This window comes from Paracoccus sp. NIOT.M2S5SZ12 (assembly GCF_057748165.1).
Genome location: NZ_JBYLFR010000023.1, coordinates 12,612 through 28,745 on the forward strand (window position 1 = coordinate 12,612; position 16,134 = coordinate 28,745).

General features: G+C 62.4%; 14 protein-coding genes. 10 read left to right on the forward strand and 4 right to left on the reverse strand.

The genetic code is table 11. From position 1 onward, the window contains the following. Window positions 1-258: 258 nt before the first annotated feature. On the forward strand, window positions 259-1,524 hold the full coding sequence (locus tag AC2SGK_RS16120) for a tyrosine-type recombinase/integrase (RefSeq protein WP_488324489.1): 1,266 nt from the start codon (window positions 259-261) through the stop codon (window positions 1,522-1,524). 25 nt (window positions 1,525-1,549) lie between these two features. Here AC2SGK_RS16120 and AC2SGK_RS16125 read toward each other — a convergent pair whose 3' ends face one another. Further along, window positions 1,550-2,149 (reverse strand): hypothetical protein, encoded by a 600-nt coding sequence (locus tag AC2SGK_RS16125; RefSeq protein ID WP_488324490.1) that lies wholly within the window; start codon window positions 2,147-2,149, stop codon window positions 1,550-1,552. A gap of 232 nt (window positions 2,150-2,381) precedes the next feature. Between AC2SGK_RS16125 and AC2SGK_RS16130 the strand changes: the two genes are divergently transcribed. Further along, the gene (locus AC2SGK_RS16130; RefSeq protein WP_488324491.1) at window positions 2,382-4,421 is read left to right on the forward strand and encodes an ATP-dependent nuclease; all 2,040 of its coding nucleotides are present in this window, start codon (window positions 2,382-2,384) and stop codon (window positions 4,419-4,421) included. Window positions 4,422-4,496: 75 nt separating this feature from the next. Further along, window positions 4,497-5,843 (forward strand): DUF7986 domain-containing protein, encoded by a 1,347-nt coding sequence (locus tag AC2SGK_RS16135; protein ID WP_488324492.1) that lies wholly within the window; start codon window positions 4,497-4,499, stop codon window positions 5,841-5,843. A gap of 404 nt (window positions 5,844-6,247) precedes the next feature. Here the strand turns inward: AC2SGK_RS16135 and AC2SGK_RS16140 are convergent, their stop codons facing one another. The 3 genes from AC2SGK_RS16140 to AC2SGK_RS16150 all read right to left on the reverse strand — a co-directional run bounded on the left by AC2SGK_RS16140 (window position 6,248) and on the right by AC2SGK_RS16150 (window position 10,766). Then, the gene (locus tag AC2SGK_RS16140; protein WP_488324493.1) at window positions 6,248-8,497 is read right to left on the reverse strand and encodes a S8 family peptidase; all 2,250 of its coding nucleotides are present in this window, start codon (window positions 8,495-8,497) and stop codon (window positions 6,248-6,250) included. 127 nt (window positions 8,498-8,624) lie between these two features. Beyond that, complete coding sequence (locus AC2SGK_RS16145; protein ID WP_488324494.1) at window positions 8,625-9,704, reverse strand: AAA family ATPase; 1,080 nt, start codon at window positions 9,702-9,704, stop codon at window positions 8,625-8,627. A 384-nt stretch (window positions 9,705-10,088) separates the two neighbouring features. Continuing rightward, window positions 10,089-10,766, reverse strand: a complete 678-nt coding sequence (locus tag AC2SGK_RS16150; RefSeq protein ID WP_488324495.1) for a LexA family transcriptional regulator — start codon at window positions 10,764-10,766, stop codon at window positions 10,089-10,091. 108 nt (window positions 10,767-10,874) lie between these two features. Here AC2SGK_RS16150 and AC2SGK_RS16155 point away from each other — a divergent pair, with 108 nt between their 5' ends. The 7 genes from AC2SGK_RS16155 (at window position 10,875) to AC2SGK_RS16185 (ending at window position 16,030) form a co-directional block, all read left to right on the forward strand. Beyond that, window positions 10,875-11,558, forward strand: coding sequence for a hypothetical protein (locus AC2SGK_RS16155; RefSeq protein ID WP_488324496.1), 684 nt, complete (start codon window positions 10,875-10,877; stop codon window positions 11,556-11,558). A 202-nt stretch (window positions 11,559-11,760) separates the two neighbouring features. After that, window positions 11,761-11,964: a helix-turn-helix transcriptional regulator gene (locus AC2SGK_RS16160; RefSeq protein WP_071166986.1), complete on the forward strand. Its 204-nt coding sequence runs from the start codon at window positions 11,761-11,763 to the stop codon at window positions 11,962-11,964. Then, the gene (locus AC2SGK_RS16165; protein WP_488324497.1) at window positions 11,964-12,326 is read left to right on the forward strand and encodes a hypothetical protein; all 363 of its coding nucleotides are present in this window, start codon (window positions 11,964-11,966) and stop codon (window positions 12,324-12,326) included. The genes AC2SGK_RS16160 and AC2SGK_RS16165 overlap by 1 nt, the downstream gene beginning before the upstream one ends. 27 nt (window positions 12,327-12,353) lie before the next feature. Further along, entirely contained in the window at window positions 12,354-12,842 is a 489-nt protein-coding gene (locus AC2SGK_RS16170) for a hypothetical protein (protein ID WP_488324498.1), read from the forward strand. Further along, window positions 12,839-13,708: an ATP-binding protein gene (locus tag AC2SGK_RS16175; RefSeq protein ID WP_488324499.1), complete on the forward strand. Its 870-nt coding sequence runs from the start codon at window positions 12,839-12,841 to the stop codon at window positions 13,706-13,708. Before AC2SGK_RS16170 ends, AC2SGK_RS16175 begins: the two co-directional genes overlap by 4 nt. Continuing rightward, window positions 13,674-14,327 carry a hypothetical protein gene (locus AC2SGK_RS16180; RefSeq protein WP_488324500.1) on the forward strand — a complete coding sequence of 218 codons (654 nt, stop codon included), beginning with the start codon at window positions 13,674-13,676 and terminating at the stop codon, window positions 14,325-14,327. Before AC2SGK_RS16175 ends, AC2SGK_RS16180 begins: the two co-directional genes overlap by 35 nt. 11 nt (window positions 14,328-14,338) lie before the next feature. Continuing rightward, window positions 14,339-16,030, forward strand: coding sequence for a DEAD/DEAH box helicase (locus AC2SGK_RS16185; protein WP_488324501.1), 1,692 nt, complete (start codon window positions 14,339-14,341; stop codon window positions 16,028-16,030). Window positions 16,031-16,134 lie beyond the last annotated feature (104 nt).

A 16,134-nucleotide genomic window follows, 5' to 3' on the forward strand; every position in this document is an offset into this window, starting at 1 on the left:
GGATTTTCCGATCTGCGGCACGTCGCGCGCCGGATTTGCAGCCTGATGACCGCGCCCACGGCTTCAGAGGTCCCACGGCGCTTATGTCGTCAGTCGCGCATCGATCCGCCCAGCGCCGAAAACCCAAGAAAACAAGGGGTGGCGCGGCTCTGGCGTCCTTCCTGCCACCCTCCGCCTCCCCGCCACCCGACCTGCCATGCTTGCCTTGATAGTCAGGCGAAACCACGCCTCATGTCGGATGCAAGAAGGACCGAAGCCATGCCCGAACGCATCAAGCTGACCGAGAAAGTGCTGCGCGACGCCGAGCCGGTGCCGGGGCGGGACTATCAGATCTTCGACACCGACGTCCGGGGCTTTGCCGCCTGCATCTACCGCGGCGGCGGGCGGGCCTTCACTCTGGACTACCGCCATGCCGGGCGGCAGCGCCGGATGACCTTCGGGCGCTGGCCGGAATGGTCGGTGTCGGCCGCCCGGGAGCGTGCCAAGGAACTGCGCCGCGAGATCGACGCCGGGGCTGATCCCTTGGGCCAGCGCGAGGCAAAGCGCGAAGCCCCGCGCGTGACCGATCTGATCGAACGCTACTGCGCCGAGCATCTGCAGAAACTGTCAGCGCGCAGCGCGGCCGATCAGCGGTCGGCGCTGGCCAAGATGGTGGAATCGGTCTGGGGCCGGAAGCTGGTGACGGAGATCACGCCGACCGACGTCGACAAGCTCCTGACGAAGATCGCCGAGGGCAGGGCGCGACCGCACAAGGAAAAGCCCAACAACCGGGCACGCAAGCTACAGGGCGCGAAGCCTACGCCGGTGCGCGCCAACCGGATCGGCGAGGTGCTGCGCAAGATGTTCACGCTGGCGGTCCAGTGGGGCTGGTGCGAGGACAACCCTGCCCAGCGCTTCCATCGCCGCACCGAGACGCCGCGCGAACGCTTCCTGTCGAAGGAGGAGATCGGCAAGCTGGCCGCCGCGCTGGATGCGGCCGAGGACCGGCGTGCGGCCGACATCATCCGCATGTGCATGCTGACCGGCGCCCGGCTGGGCGAGGTGCGGCAGTCCCGGTTCGAGCAGTTCAACCTCGAACACATGAGCTGGTCGAAGCCGCCCACCATGACGAAACAGCGCCGCGCGCATCGCGTGCCGATCTCGGACGAGACAGCCGCCATCGTTCGCCAGCGCTTGCTGCTGGTGCCGAAGGGATCGCCGTGGCTCTTTCCCGGCGATACGCCCGGCCAGCCAGTGCAGGAGGTCCGCCGGTTCTGGGCACAGGTCCAGAAGCAATGCGGGCTGCAGGACGTCCGGATCCACGACCTGCGCCACACCTTTGCATCGCTTCTGGTCAGTGGCGGTGCCTCGCTGGAAATGATCGGGAAGCTTCTGGGCCACAGCCAGATGCAGACCACCCTGCGCTATGCCCACCTGATGGACTCGCCCCTGCGCGCTGGGGTCGACGCGGTCGCCAGCGCCTTCCGGCCGAAGCCCCGCCTGGTCCATGACGCGGACGATCAGGGCGGCCGAAAGACCGCATGACGCGGAAACCCAAGGCACCGCATCGTCACGCCTCCTCTCCCCGCAGCTTCTTCCAGACCGGCGTCACCCTGCGCCGGATGCTGCGGCTGTCGGGAATCTTCTTGCCGTCCGACTGATCTGCGAACCAGTCCTGCATCTCGGCAACCAGCTCTGCCTGTGTGGCGGGGAGGCCCCGTTCGTGGATGCGATGGATCAGGGCGACCATCATGCCTTCCCAATCATAGGGCGTGGTCGCCCCCGGCCCGCTCGTCACGCGGCGGACCATCTCGTTCTCTTCCTCGAAGGCGTGCACCTCCTCGGCCAGGATCAGCATGTCAGCCACAGCGACGGGAATGCCGCCCGCCGGATCAGTGATCAGCAACCAGTCCTGGCGACCAATGGGCTGAATGCGGCGTATGGTGCCTTCGGTTGGGCCAGTGCCGCAGCGGCGAAACAGGGGCAGAAGTTCCATCGGGGACAGAACCACCTTGCCCGCGACGACCTCGTCGCCGCAGCGAACGGCGGGGATGCCGGTCAGGATCCGGAACCGGCCTGCATCGGCCCATCCGGCGACATCGGCGATGTTGCAGCCCCAACGGGCCGTGACTTCCTGAAGGGTGTAGTAAACGCGGGGCGGCAAAGCCATGACAGATCATCCTCACATGAACCGAGGACGGGCCGAACTCATACCGCCTGCAGCCCGTGCCGGGGGCGGCACGGGTTAAGTGATCGGGCGCAACGACACGAGAGGCGCCGGGGCGCCTTCGGTCAGAGCGACTGGTGTACCGATAGACCTGTTATGCTTTTGGTTGAGGGCTGCTCTCCTCAAGGATGCACCCTGACGCTGGCCTCGATTCGGAGCAAGGGGGGTGAGGTAGATGAAGCTGTGGATAAGCGAGAGGGCCTTTTTGCCAACGATGGTATCAAGCGAAGGCGCTGCTCACTTGTGGACAAAACCAAGATGGGCAGGCATCACTGCTGGCATGATGAACGATGCTGACCACAACGCCGCAGAGACTGCGATTCCCACTTCAACGACAGTGAACGACTCTAATGTTGGGCAACTGGCGGCGGTGGATGTCCACGACCAATCAGGTGGCGGGGAAACGGCAGCCGACCCCAAGGCCGTGACCCTGGAAGGTGTCAAAACGGGATCACCAACTTCAGTTCTTGGCTTGCCTGACACGCGGTCGGTCCGAGCGCGTCGATGGAGTACGCTTGAATCGATCACTGTCCGTGGGTTCAAGGCAACCAAAGAAGCCACGATACCACTGGATCGAGTCACAATCCTTGTTGGCCCCAATGGGTGCGGCAAGTCGTCCGTTCTTCAGGCCATCCACTGGGCGGCGCGTTCGGCAAGCTACGTTCTGCCGAAAAACACCAAGGAAATGATTTCATTTGATCGACTGGATTATGTGCCGTCAAGCGACCCACTCACGACGCTGCATAAGGGAGAATTGAAGTCTGACGCCGCCTCTGTCCCGGTCGAAGTTGTTTTTTCCCATCGCCCGCTTGGCGAAGAATCTGTCCAGTCGACGATCCGTATTCGCGCGGCGCGCAATCGTGGCGGGATCACAGTCTACATGGACGGTGGTGCAGCCGTTACCCCTTACAAACAACGCATCCAATTCATCACCGCCTATATTCCTGGTCTTGCTGGCCTCTCAGAGAAAGAGACCATATTGGCGCAACCAACTCTGCGTCGACAGGCAGCAAGCGGCGATGCCGGTGGCGTGCTTCGGAACATCTTACTCAACCTCCGTAGCCGAAGACCGGACGAAGCCGACGATTCAAAAGGAAAAGATCGGCTCGCTAAGTTAAATCAAATGGTTCAGCGTGTGCATCCGGGCGCACATGTCGATGTGTCCTTCGATGACCGTGAAGACTATCACATCACGGCAAGTATTCGGACAGACGGGTTCGTTGGACAAAGTCGGCCGCTGGAGACCGCTGCAACAGGTGTGCTCCAAGTGGTTCAAATCTTTGCCTACCTGATCCTTTTTGAGCCGAAGGTGATGCTTATTGATGAGCCAGACGCGCATCTTCATCCCGACAAGCAGGAGCGATTGATCGAAGCGCTGGAAAGCGCTGCTTCGGAATATGATAGCCAGATCATCCTGACCACACACAGCCCTCACATCGTTCGCGCAGCGAGCCCAGCAGCAAAGCTCGTGTGGATGAGGGATGGCACGGTAGAAACGGAAGATGACGAAGCTATCCGGCGCTTGCTCGGATGGGGAGGTCTCGACAAGGGGGCGCTGTTCTTTGTTGAAGACGAAGATGACAAGCCACTTCGGGCCCTGCTTCGTCAGTGGCCAGACTTGGCACGTCAAGTTGCCGTATGCCGTTGCTTCGGTATCGAAAATCTTCCTCGCGACAAGCTGTTGGAAGGGCTTCTGATTGACGGCGAGCTGAAGATCAATGCGCTTCTTCATCGAGACGGCGATTTCATGACACCAAATGAGGCCGATCGCTGGCGGAAAGGATTCAAGACCCCTGGCGTCTTCCCTTGGGTTACAAGTGGGGCCGATATTGAGGCCTATTTCTGTCAGACGGACTATCTCTGTGCGCTCTATGGTGTGTCTGAAGAAATTGCGGAGATTTGGCGACACGATGCCGCCAAGAAGGTGTCAAAGGCACGCGAGACCTTTCTTTCTAAACGCCAGAATGTCGTTCGCGTCATTTGGCCCAATGGCGGATCGCCAGACGCAGAAGCTATGTGGGATAGTTCCGGAGGGCCCATCCCCTCAACGGTGAAGGGAAAGAAACTTCATGCTGCACTGAAGCCAATCGTAAAGGCGGCAGGCAAGGACGATTCTTTGCTGAATTCGTTCCATATTCCCGAGGGGTATGTCGCTGCGCCTGAACTCAAATTACTGATTGAGAAAGCAGTCGCGGGACCGGCGGTCATCGTTTGATTGATGGTGTGTTTAACGCCGCGGACGACGTGATGTTACGTGCCTTAAGTTCGCGACGCGTTACGGAAAAAAGGAATGGTGTTGGCCGAGCGTAACGACATATCGGTTTTTTTGGCCTTCATCAGCCGTGAAGGCGACTGGCGTGAACGGCTGCAGGATGTGGTCGCCGAACACCTGATGCCCGCGCTCGAAGAATTCGAGATCGACCAAGACGGCTTGGCCGACCTGCTGGGCGACCAATGGTCAGGCGTCCTATGGGGGTGCGGTTTCGAGGATTTCCTGGGCCAGCGCTATGAGGACGGCAACATCGTCGATCTCTATCTGAAGCGCCGCGGCCGTAAGGAAACGGCGCTGAACAGGGCCTATTTCGCCGCTCTAAGGGATGCGCCGGTCAGTCTGTATGAAGTCAGCGATGTCCAGCCCGGGACGTCTATGGTGCTGCGCGACTTGTTGTCGGATGCCGCACCCGTAACGGTCAGAGAGAAATCCGCCACGCGCACGTTGAAACAATGGGACAGGATTGCCGTTCGGGTGGTGGCCGAGCGCGATCACCATGTCATCTCCGGGGCGCTGTTGCCCTTCCGGGCCGAGGCGGTGGATTTTCTTTTCGCCGCGCTTCGCGATGCCCTGAAGCTGAAGAAGCGAGATGCGCTGCGGCTTTCGCACGATCAGCTGATGGGCTGCGCGCCCATCTTCACCTCCGCATGGCTGTTCATCGAGATTGACCGTGCCCTCAGCCCGGCACAACCGCAGTTCACCAATTCGGACGGCGACGATGTGCTGTTCCACGATCTGCGGTACCCGCTTGCGAGCGGCGTGGCGCAGAAAGCAGTGGCGGAGCGTCTGGACCGGGTGAAGGGCTTCCAGCCCGAGGGGCCGAAGTTCTGGAACTGGTTGTCCACGAGGAAGGCGCGCGGTGGCAAGGCTGGCGGTGGCATCATGCTCGACACGCAGATGGAGGGCGCCACCGTTCTGGGTTCGCTGGAACTGACGGGCAAGACGTTGCTTGTGACGGTCAACTCGGCCGAGCGGGCGGCCAAGGTCCAGACGTTGATCGGCGCGGCCGCCGGGGATCTGCTGAGGGCACCGTTGACCACGATCCGGACGGTTGAGCAGATGCGGGCCGACCAACGGCGAGACGGGCCACACGAAGCGGCCGACGAAATTCCGCCAGAGATCGCCCGCCAACCGATGAGAGATCACCTCGACAAGCATTATCGTGAAACGCTGGACGCGCCGATCCCGGCACTGGGCGGCAAGTCACCGCGCCAGGCTGTCCGGACCGTCGCTGGGCGCGAGAAGGTCATCGACTGGCTGAAGATGCTGGAAAACCGTAGTGCCGGGCATGGGGAGGGCCCGATTGCCGAGTATGATTTCGGCTGGATGTGGGTCGAGCTTGGGCTGCAGGAACATCGGAAATGAAGGCCGACAAGACGGTCTGCGATGATGATCCGCGGGGGAGGGCGCGCAAGCTACATCAACACCACATCAACCTGCAACTGCGGGCTTCAAACTTGTTTTGCATGTGAATGCCTGTGAGCGCGGCTGAGTGCGGAGGCGAAAACTCCGCCTAAACAAAGGCTTTTTGCCTAAGTGGTTGGATTGCCTAACTTATTGGAATCGCTTACCTTTGGGCTCATAACCTGAAGGCCGCAGGTTCAAATCCTGCCCCCGCAACCAAATTACTCCGCGTTATCAAACGCTTAAACGCCGCCCTCTGGGGCGGCGTTTGCGTTTCCAACACCCGTGGAAGCACTGTGGAAGCAAGAGGGAAAGAAGTCCTTCGTAATCAAGCGCATCGCGGGTGCCACAGAAAAGATCTCCACTCAAACAACCACCTGCACCTGCGCGGCGTTCATCGCTGCAATTGCTGCTTGGATCTCCGTATAAAGGTCCGTTTCGACATCTCCGGTATCCAGTTCAACGACTAGAGCGAACCGCGCGGTCTTTTGGCCGACGTTCTCAGTCGACTTAGACTTCCACCACCCTGCCACTGGGTGGACCGCAAGCATGTTTCTCCGGGCGAGATCCGAGGCAGCGCACCGCAACTCGTCGATGTGCAAACTCCCTACATCCCGTCGGTTGCGTCCATATACCCATCCATCATTGTCGCCTACAGCTTCCGCTTCCGTATCATCCGCCAGCTTGTTTATCCGAGCCTTGAACTGCGCCTGGTTCTCATTGGCGCGATTAAGCTTGAAACGAAGATTGTGGGACGCGTAGCGGAACTTCGATCCGCGTGCCGCTTCCGAGGGATTTGGCTCAATGAACGTACTCAGTGTAACTCGCAGCGTTACCTCAGCGGCACCGAGGGCCCTGAGGGCTTCGCGAGGCCAAGGAAGCTCAAAGAACATCATCTGGTTGTGGACGGGGTCAGCCCCGGCAGTGGTGCTCGGCCGGTATGGGATGATCGTGTCCTGGACGATGAGAGACAACGCATTGGCCGCGCTGCGCCGTGCGCGAATTGGGTCAGGAACCCCGTAGCCATAACGCCGAAACAGCCTTGCAAAGTCGCCCTTTGACGGATTTGGCGGAAGATGCGCCCTCATCTGCGGCGTCCAACGAGCGGACGAGACAAAGATGGCCCTGATCGTTTCCGGCCAGAGGTGTGGGTATTCTTCCCAAAGCTCCGTAACAGCTTTGGCCGCCAGCGCTGAAGCCGCACTCGTATCGGCACTAGTCGTAAGTGAACGTCGAGGATAGCGGTGATCCGTAGTGAGTAGCGAGAGCGCCGCGTGGTTCATCGGGTGCGGCGGACCGTCCTGGATCCAGTTACCACCTTCCATGACCACGTCCGGCTTGATGGGCCAGTGCCGCGACCAGCTAGCAGTCCTCGATGACGGCGAGAGATCACCCATGGGCGCGACCGGATACCCGGTCGAACCCGCTGGAAGCCTCACCTTTTCAGTAAACGCGCCGACGCAGATTGAGTTCCAAGCTTGAGCAGGGGATTCAATCTCATGGTCAAGATCGTCACAAACGGAAAGGTAATCGGCTCCTTGGAAGCGACTTTGATCCCTGATGTTGCCCGCTGAAATCACAAATAGTCGCTTCCGACGCTGATTTCCCGACACACCGGCTGCAAGTTGATCAATCTCGCTGGACCAGGATGTGGGCGCGCCGTCGTGTGGCGTGTCCTGGTCGGTCGTGCTGGCCATCGAAAAAGTTCGGCCTCGCTCGGCATTTGCCTCGACCGCGTTGATGGCCTTGAGAACTACGTCTCCCAGAAGATGATAGGGATTCTGGCCAGCATCGGGGATGATCTTGGCTGACTCAAGCCGATGGCGGACATGCACCGGCAGATTGCTTTGGATCAGCGGCAGTAAGTCTCCATAGAGCGCAAGACCTGCCAACTGCGTGCCGTGCCCGTGAGTGTCATCCAGCCCCCATCCGGGTTCCGCAGCATGGCGATCTACTGGGTCAAGGTAGGGTCGAACCAAAGGGTGATTCAGCCCCACACCGCTATCGAGTAGCGTAATGTAACGTGGATCCGCTGCAGCAGGCGGCTGCAAGAGACGTTCCATGGCCTGCGCCCACTCAGCCTGCTCATCTGGGGGCATCCCGTCAAAATAGTCCGAGAGGACGGTCGGGGCGGCAAGAGCCTTCACAATTCCAAGGCTGCGGACCGCACTGGCTATCTGAGCGTGGGTTGCGTGGCCGACTACTACTACGTCTTCCGGAAATTCAAGGCGCCCACCTCCGGCCTGCCCTTCCCCTCCTTCAAACTGGATTCCGAGTCCGCGCGCGTGCGCAATGAAATGGTCAGCCCCGCTGCGGTCAAGCCAGATTTCCCAGGGATGCGTTGCCCCATCGTCTGCAGGAAACTTCGCTGCAGGACTTCGCCAGAGAGCACGCAGTCCTGCCTCGACGATGGCCCTTATGCTCTGAACAAGGTCGGCATTCTTCGGTCGGCCGGTCTGCGTGTCCTCGTCCTGAAAGGCTTCGACCTTCCTCCGTAGATTGGCCACGCCAGCTGGTGATGCAAAAACAGTAGCACGGGCTGGAGCGTCACCGTTCTCGGCGGCAGTGTCGACCCTGAGGAGATGCAAACCGCTTGAATCGAGACTCTTGGTCACAAATGGTTCGTTCGGTCTCGCCTCAATCTCGAGATAGACCCCAGGCCGTCCCTGACCTGCGGGATCCCCGATTTCATCGATCGCTCTCAAAAGTGCCAGTGCATGCGCACGGCGATTAGGAACGTCACTAGGATGCTTTGTCTGACCGCTGACCTTTGCCCGAAACGCGACTGCTTGTCCGGGGACGTTTAGGATCAGATGGGGGCGATTTCGTTCCATTCAGCGAAGTTCCAAGTCCTTGCAACGAACGCCGGCGCTCCATTGATGCGATAAGCGTATCCGTCAAAATCCTATCTGATGAGGACAAGACAGCGCGTCGCCCGGCATCTTCTCCCGCAGCAACAACATCTGCGGTTGAAAGACCTTCCGCAACCCTCGACACGGCATCCCAGTCCACATCTGTGACGCTGAAACCGATCAAGCGCCGCCGCAAAGCCTTTTGAACGGCCTCTCTCGAAGGCAGCTCGTATGGCAGCACAAGTTCGAAGCGCCGAAGAATTGCCCTGTCGAGGATCTCAGGGATGTTCGTGGTCGCGACAACGATAGAAGGGCCGGTATCTTCATCAAGAAACTGGAGGAATGAATTCAGAATTCGCCTGGCTTCGCCAACGTCATTTTCGTTTCCGCGAGATGCCGCCAGCGCGTCGATTTCGTCGAACAGGTAAACGCCGCGAGTTGTCCGGATCGCATCGAAAATCAGGCGCAACTTCTGCGCGGTCTCGCCCATGAACTTGGTGATAAGCCCATGAAGCAGGACCGTGAATAAGGGGAACTTGAGTTCGCCTGCCAATGCCTCAGCGCTCAGGGTTTTTCCCGTGCCTGGAGGGCCGGAAAAGAGGAGCCGTCGGCGTGGATGGAGCCCCTTCTCTTCGAGAAGATTACGCTTACGGGTTTCAACAACGATTTGGCGCAGTTCGTCGGAGAGGTGATCCGGCAGGATCAGGTCGTTGAGCGTTGTTGTCGGGTACCGCGCCCCCAAGATACCCGCGAGATCGCCGCGCGGCGCTGCCAGCGGTGTCAACTTCGCAGTCGCAGCGGTCTTCGGTGACTTTGATGCTTCAGCCCATTGCCGCAGCTGTTCCGCTAGCCGACTGTGGCCGCGCTGTTCTTCCGCTGCGGCAAGCTGCATCGCGAGATCGAAGAAGCGCTCTTCGTCCCCCTCTGCGTGGCTCTTTATGAGCCCAATAAGTTGCTGTGCCGAAGCCATTTTTGAGCCTTTACGACCTTCTCGTTGCGACCTAAAATCCGCGCCTTTCGTTATTGTTTAGCAATCTCGAGGGCCGAAGCGCCAGCGAAACCGGGCTCGGCGGCTGAGTTTTTACGTCGCGTTGCCCTCAGGCATCGTGATCGTTGCTGCCCTTCCGATCTTTGCGCCCTGGAAGATGCTCGTTCTTGGACCCCAAGGCATGTTGCTGCAGCTGTCGTGGACTGATCCCAAGTTCGCCTAAGCCTCGGTAACGGATAGAGGAAATGCGTTGACAAACCTGCCCCCCTTGACGCAAGCTTCAATCATCGCAGAGGTGCGCCCGGAGAGAGATCTCGCGGGCGCTTTTTCGTTTCTGGCGTCGGGTGGGAACGGTACCACCCATCTTCAGATCTCCCGCGCGAACCAGCGGATGCGGCCGATGATGCGGATCTCGTCGGCCGTGCGCTCGTAGGCTGGGTAAAGCGGGTTGTCCGAGATCACCCGTACGGCGGGCGGGTCGCTGTTGGGGATGTGCTCAAGGCGCTTGGCCACGAGGCCCATGCCGTCGTCGAGAACGAAGATGCCGGGCGGACTGGGGAACTGCCGCGTCATGTCGACCAGCACTGCATCCCCGTCGTGCAGGGTGGGCACCATGCTGTCGCCTTCGACATGCATGATCCGGAGTTGTGACGGACTGGCCTTCAGCTTGTGGCGGATCCACGACTTGCGGAAGTGGTAGGCACGGCCGGGCGTGTCGCCATCCTCGGTCACCACCGCGCCGCCGCCCATGGCGGGGCGGGGCGTGGCATGCGCGATCGCCACGAAGGTATCTTCGGGGGTCTCGGTGAAGGGGGAGGGGCCCTCGATCTCGCCGATGCCGTGGATCAGCCACTCGCGGTCCACCTTCAGCACGCGAGCGACATCGGCCAGCCGGTCGATGCTCGGGCGCGAGGAACGCCCGCGCAGAATGTCATAGACGAAGGAGCGGTTGACCCCGGCCATCTCCGCGACGTGGGCCGGTGCCAGGCCGAGCTGGTCGGAGCGGGCCCGCAGACGGTCGGCCAGGGTGTGATGTTCGGTCATCTTTTCCCCAAGGGGCTGTGGATAGAGTGGGATATGACAGGATTGAATTGGGATCGTCAAGCGGCTAGAACAAAAGCCAAACAGATTGCATTGGAATCGGGGGCCCGGATGGAGATCGAGAAGGCGTATTTCACCCTGCCGGAAGTCCTCGCCCGCTGGTCGATGCCCGAGGTCGATCTGGTCTATCTGGCCGAGAATGACCAACTGCGGCTGTCGGTCCGCATCCTCAACCTGCCCATCGAGTTTGGCGACTACGAGGAGACTGACGATGGCCGCTGCTACTCGATCCCCACCGAGCGGTCCTTGTTCAACGGGCTGCTGGACCTGCACGTCCAGGACGTCTTCCAGCTTTTTCGCAAGGGTGAGGTCAGCATCACCCGCTTCCGGACCGCAAAGGCGGACTACGCCTGTTTCTATGGCTCGCGCGAGAGCCTGACGATCCGCAAGCCGGATTTGATGCTAAGGCGCGAAGAACGCGACCGTTTCGAGGCGGCGACAGGCTTCGGCGGTGCGTCGGGCATGAAGCCAGCGGGCGCCTTCCACGCCTCCGCTGATTACCAGAGCGTCCGTTGCAATGGCTGCGAGTTCCGGCTGGGGCCGATCCAGGCGCAGGTCGTGCGGATCCTGCATGCTGCGGCCAAGCGGGGCGATCCGTGGCAGAGCGGCAAGGCGGTGCTCTCCCAGGCTGGGTCGCGCAGCCTCAAGATGGCGGATGTCTTCAAGTCCAAGAAGGACTGGCCGCTGCTCATCGAGTCGAACGGCCGTGGGGCCTATCGCCTCGCTGGCCTCTGAGTCGGACCCTCCGCGCGTCCCTGTTTGCTCCCCGCTGTGGGATGCACCGGGGGATGGAGGGGGATGGCGATCCCACCGTCATACGTTTCACCCCATGATTGAAACGGTCCGGCTGATCCCCCGCCGTATCCCACTCTGATCCCGACGACATCCCCGCATCGCACCGTGCATCTTCCTCCCAACGACACACCGGGAGAGGACGATGCAGACCAGAACCTGCCTGAACCAGACCGAACTTGCCGCGCGCTGGAGCATTTCGGCGCGCACACTTGAACGCTGGCGCTGGACCGGCGAGGGCCCAGCCTTCCTGAAGATCGGCGGCCGCGTGGTCTACCGGCTTGAGGATGTGCTGGCCTATGAACAGGCCCGCCAGCGGCGCAGCACCGCAGATCGGGGCGCGGCATGATGGCCCGGCATTCCACCATCCGCGCCACCGGCGTCGTGTCGATCTTCGGCGCGGGAGGACCGGCCCTCGACGAGGTCGCGCTTTCGGCCTGGATCGCGCAGGCCGCACCCGGGGAGACGCTCGTCTACCACCGCGGCTTTCTCGCAGTCGATGCGACCTCCGTGATCTCGAAACTGCCCCCTAAACAGCAGCGCACCCTTCGCCTCGTGGCTTCGGCCGCGTTGCGCGCCGCCGAGCAGGGCCTTGTCCACCTCGTGCAGGCCCGGATCGGCCCCGACCAGTTCGCCTACATCGCCATCGCCCGGACCAAGCCGCGCCAGGCCGGTCCCTCCCTTTCGGTGCGCCTCTTCGAGGCCGCCTGACCCCATTCCCCTATCACGGAGACCCCCATGACGTTCCCGCAGAACACCCCCAGCATCGATCAGCTGATCAACCTGCCTGCTGGCGAGATCGCCCAGCTGCCTGTCGAGCTTCTCGCTGCCCTGCAGCGCGAGATCGACGCCGCGGCGAAGCAGATGAAGGCCGTCACTGCGCGCTTTTCCACTGCGCTCGAGGTCCGCTATGCCGCCCGCGCCGCCGAGGCACGCCGCGCCTGCGGCAAGGACACCGGCACCGTCCGCATCGCCGATGGCGATTTCACGGTGGTCGCCGACCTGCCGAAGCGCGTCGAATGGGACCAGGCTAAGCTCGCGGCGATGGTCGAGCGCATCCGCGCCGCAGGTGAGGATCCGGCCGAATATGTCGAGATCAGCTTCAAGGTGCCCGAACGTGCCTATGTCGCCTGGCCCGAGGCGATCCGCCAGGGCTTCGAGCCCGCCCGCACCGTCAAGACCGGCACGCTGAAGATCGACCTGCTGCCCCAGGAGGATCGCGCGTGAGCCTGCCGATCATCACCGCCGATCAGCGGTTGGCCGAGCCGCGCGGCATCAAGGGCTGCATCTTCGGAAAGTCCGGCATCGGCAAGACCAGCCTCCTCTGGACGCTCGACCCGGCTCGCACGTTGTTCATCGACCTCGAGGCGGGCGATCTGGCCATCGAGGGCTGGCCGGGTGACAGCATCCGGCCGCGCACATGGGCGGAGTGCCGGGATTTCGCGGTGTTCATCGGCGGGCCCAATCCGGCCCTGCGCGACGAACAGCCCTACAGCCCCGCGCATCATGCCGCCGTCTGCCAGAAGTTCGGCGATCCGGCCGCGCTCGACCGCTACGACACCATCTTCGTAGACTCGATCACCGTGGCGGGGCGGCTCTGCTTCCAATGGTGCAAGGGCCAGCCCGAGGCGGTGTCGGAGAAAACCGGCAAGCCTGACGTGCGCGGGGCCTACGGGTTGCACGGGCGCGAGATGATCGCCTGGCTGACCCACCTCCAGCACACCCGGGGCCGCAACGTCTGGTTCGTGGGGATCCTCGACGAGAAGTTCGACGACTTCAACCGTCGCATTTTCCAGCCGCAGATCGACGGCTCGAAGACCGGCCTCGAACTGCCGGGGATCGTCGACGAAGTGATCACCATGGCCGAGTTGAAGGCCGACGGCGGTGATCCCTACCGCGCCTTCGTTTGCCACACCATCAACCCCTGGGGCTTCCCTGCCAAGGACCGTTCCGGTCGCCTTGGCCCGGTGGAAGAGCCGCATCTTGGCCGCCTGATGGAGAAGATCCGCGCCCCCGGCACGCCCGCGCCCCGCCGCCTGACCTTCACGCCGCTCGCTGATGGCGCGGCCGATCACCCCCTTCCGCAATCCTGATCCGCAGAGGAGACACCCCATGGGTTCCTGGAACGACTTCAACGACGCGCAGTCCAACACCAACCTCATCCCCAAGGGCACGCTGGCCAAGGTGCGGCTGACGATCCGCCCTGGCGGCTTCGACGACGCATCGCAGGGCTGGACCGGGGGCTATGCCACCCGCGGCTCGACCGGCGCCGTGTACCTGAACGGCGAGTTTACGGTGACCGAAGGCCAGTATGCCCGGCGCAAGATCTTCACCCTGATCGGTCTCTACAGCCCGAAGGGACCGGACTGGGCGAACATGGGTCGCAGCATGATCCGCGGCATGCTGAACTCGGCGCGCGGGATTTCCGACAAGGACCAGTCTCCGCAGGCGCAGGCGGCGCGGCGGATCAACGGGCTCGGGGATCTGGATGGGATCGAGTTCCTCGCCCGGATCGATGTCGGCACCGATGCCACTGGCGATGACAAGAACGAAATCCGCAGCGCGGTGACGCCGGACCATCGTGACTATGCCCAGCACATGGGGCTGGCGGCGCAACCGGGCTATCACCCGCCCGCACAACCCGCGGCGCAGCAGCCGGTCCAGCAGCAACCTGCGTCGCCGGTGCCCGGTCGTCCCTCCTGGGCACAGTGAGGGCCTGATCCATGCGCCTTCGCCCCCGTCAAAGCCTCTTCGCAGAGCGCAGCCTCGCTGCGCTCTGCGATCACGGCAACACCCTCAGCATCGCCTCGACGGGCTTCGGCAAGACCATCGCCCTGTCGGCGGTTGTCGCGAAGTCCCTCGAGGGCGGTGATGCCAAGGCCTGCATCCTGGCCCATCGCGACGAGTTGACCGCGCAGAACCGGGCGAAGTTCGGCCGGGTCGCGCCTGGCATCCCCACGTCCGTCGTCGATGCCGAGGCCAAGAACTGGGCCGGACGTGCGACCTTCGCCATGGTGCCGACCCTCTCGCGACCCACCAATCTGGCCGCGATGCCCGCGCTCGACCTGCTGGTCATCGACGAGGCGCATCACGCGGTGGCTGACAGCTACCGCCGGATCATCGATCATGTCCGGGGTGCCAACCCCGCCTGCCGGATCTTCGGCGTCACCGCCACGCCGAACCGGGGTGACCGCAAGGGTCTGCGCGAGATCTTCGACAATGTCGGCGACCAGGTGCGGCTGGGCGAGCTGATCGCCTCGGGCCACCTCGTCCCACCCCGCACCTACGTCATCGACGTCGGCGTGCAGGACCAACTGCGCGCGGTGCGCAAGAGCACCGCGGATTACGACATGACCGAGGTCGCGCAGATCATGAACCGCGCGCCGGTGACGGACGAGGTGGTCCGGCACTGGCAGGAAAAGGCGAGCGAGCGGCCGACCGTGGTCTTCTGCTCCACCGTCGCCCATGCCGAAAACGTCGCGGCGGCCTTCAAAGGCGCAGGTGTTTCGGCGGCCGTCATCCATGGCGATCTCGATGCCAGCACGCGTCGCCGGATCCTCGCCGCCTATGCCTCAGGCGAAATCCGCGTCATCGTCAACGTGGCCGTGCTGACCGAGGGCTGGGACCATCCGCCCACCTCCTGCGTCGTGCTGCTGCGGCCGAGTTCCTACAAGTCCACCATGATCCAGATGGTCGGACGGGGCCTGCGCACGGTGGATCCCGAGGAACACCCCAGCGTCATCAAGACTGACTGCATCGTGCTGGATTTCGGGACATCGAGCCTGATCCACGGCACGCTGGAACAGGATGTCGATCTGGACGGCAAGACCGAGACTGGTGACGCCCCGACCAAGACCTGCCCCGGCTGTAGCGCTGAAATCCCGCTGGCTGCCATGGAATGCCCGCTCTGCGGCGAGGTTTTCGCGCGCGACCCGGAGGAGCAAGGCGAAGGCCAGGATGCCATTCCGCTCTCGGGTTTCATCATGTCCGAGATCGACCTTCTGAGGCGGTCGAGCTTCGCATGGGTCGATCTCTTCGGCGATGACGCCGCGCTGATGGCCAACGGCTTCAATGCCTGGGGCGGGATCTTCTTTCTCGATGGACGCTGGCACGCGGTGGGCGGCGCGAAGGGGCGTGCACCCCGGCTGCTGGGTGTTGGGGAGCGGACGGTCTGCCTCGCGCAGGCCGATGACTGGCTGAATGAATACGAGACCGACGAGAGTGCCTTCAAATCGAAGGGCTGGCTAAAGCAGGCCGCGACCGAAAAGCAGCTGCAATACCTGCCGCCTGAGTTCCGACAGGACTATGGCCTGACCCGCTATCGCGCCTCGGCGCTGATGACCTTCGGCTTCAACAAGCGCGAAATCCGCCAGCTCGTCGGCCGTGCCAGCCCGGGTATCGGGAGGGCGGCGTGAATCATGCTGCGCATAGTGCACCCCCTCGCGAACTGGCCCGCCACTGGCACCCGCGCCTGCAACCTTGCGCCGTCTGCCTGCGTCCCGCGCAAGGCTTCGGCTTC

Bases quoted from the DNA above. Each gene is read 5' to 3' on its own strand.
- AC2SGK_RS16120 (WP_488324489.1), top strand. From the start codon at position 259: ATGCCCGAACGCATCAAGCTGACCGAGAAAGTGCTGCGCGACGCCGAG.
- AC2SGK_RS16125 (WP_488324490.1), bottom strand. From the start codon at position 2,149: ATGGCTTTGCCGCCCCGCGTTTACTACACCCTTCAGGAAGTCACGGCC.
- AC2SGK_RS16130 (WP_488324491.1), top strand. From the start codon at position 2,382: ATGAAGCTGTGGATAAGCGAGAGGGCCTTTTTGCCAACGATGGTATCA.
- AC2SGK_RS16135 (WP_488324492.1), top strand. From the start codon at position 4,497: ATGGTGTTGGCCGAGCGTAACGACATATCGGTTTTTTTGGCCTTCATC.
- AC2SGK_RS16145 (WP_488324494.1), bottom strand. From the start codon at position 9,704: ATGGCTTCGGCACAGCAACTTATTGGGCTCATAAAGAGCCACGCAGAG.
- AC2SGK_RS16150 (WP_488324495.1), bottom strand. From the start codon at position 10,766: ATGACCGAACATCACACCCTGGCCGACCGTCTGCGGGCCCGCTCCGAC.
- AC2SGK_RS16155 (WP_488324496.1), top strand. From the start codon at position 10,875: ATGGAGATCGAGAAGGCGTATTTCACCCTGCCGGAAGTCCTCGCCCGC.
- AC2SGK_RS16160 (WP_071166986.1), top strand. From the start codon at position 11,761: ATGCAGACCAGAACCTGCCTGAACCAGACCGAACTTGCCGCGCGCTGG.
- AC2SGK_RS16165 (WP_488324497.1), top strand. From the start codon at position 11,964: ATGGCCCGGCATTCCACCATCCGCGCCACCGGCGTCGTGTCGATCTTC.
- AC2SGK_RS16170 (WP_488324498.1), top strand. From the start codon at position 12,354: ATGACGTTCCCGCAGAACACCCCCAGCATCGATCAGCTGATCAACCTG.
- AC2SGK_RS16180 (WP_488324500.1), top strand. From the start codon at position 13,674: ATGGCGCGGCCGATCACCCCCTTCCGCAATCCTGATCCGCAGAGGAGA.
- AC2SGK_RS16185 (WP_488324501.1), top strand. From the start codon at position 14,339: ATGCGCCTTCGCCCCCGTCAAAGCCTCTTCGCAGAGCGCAGCCTCGCT.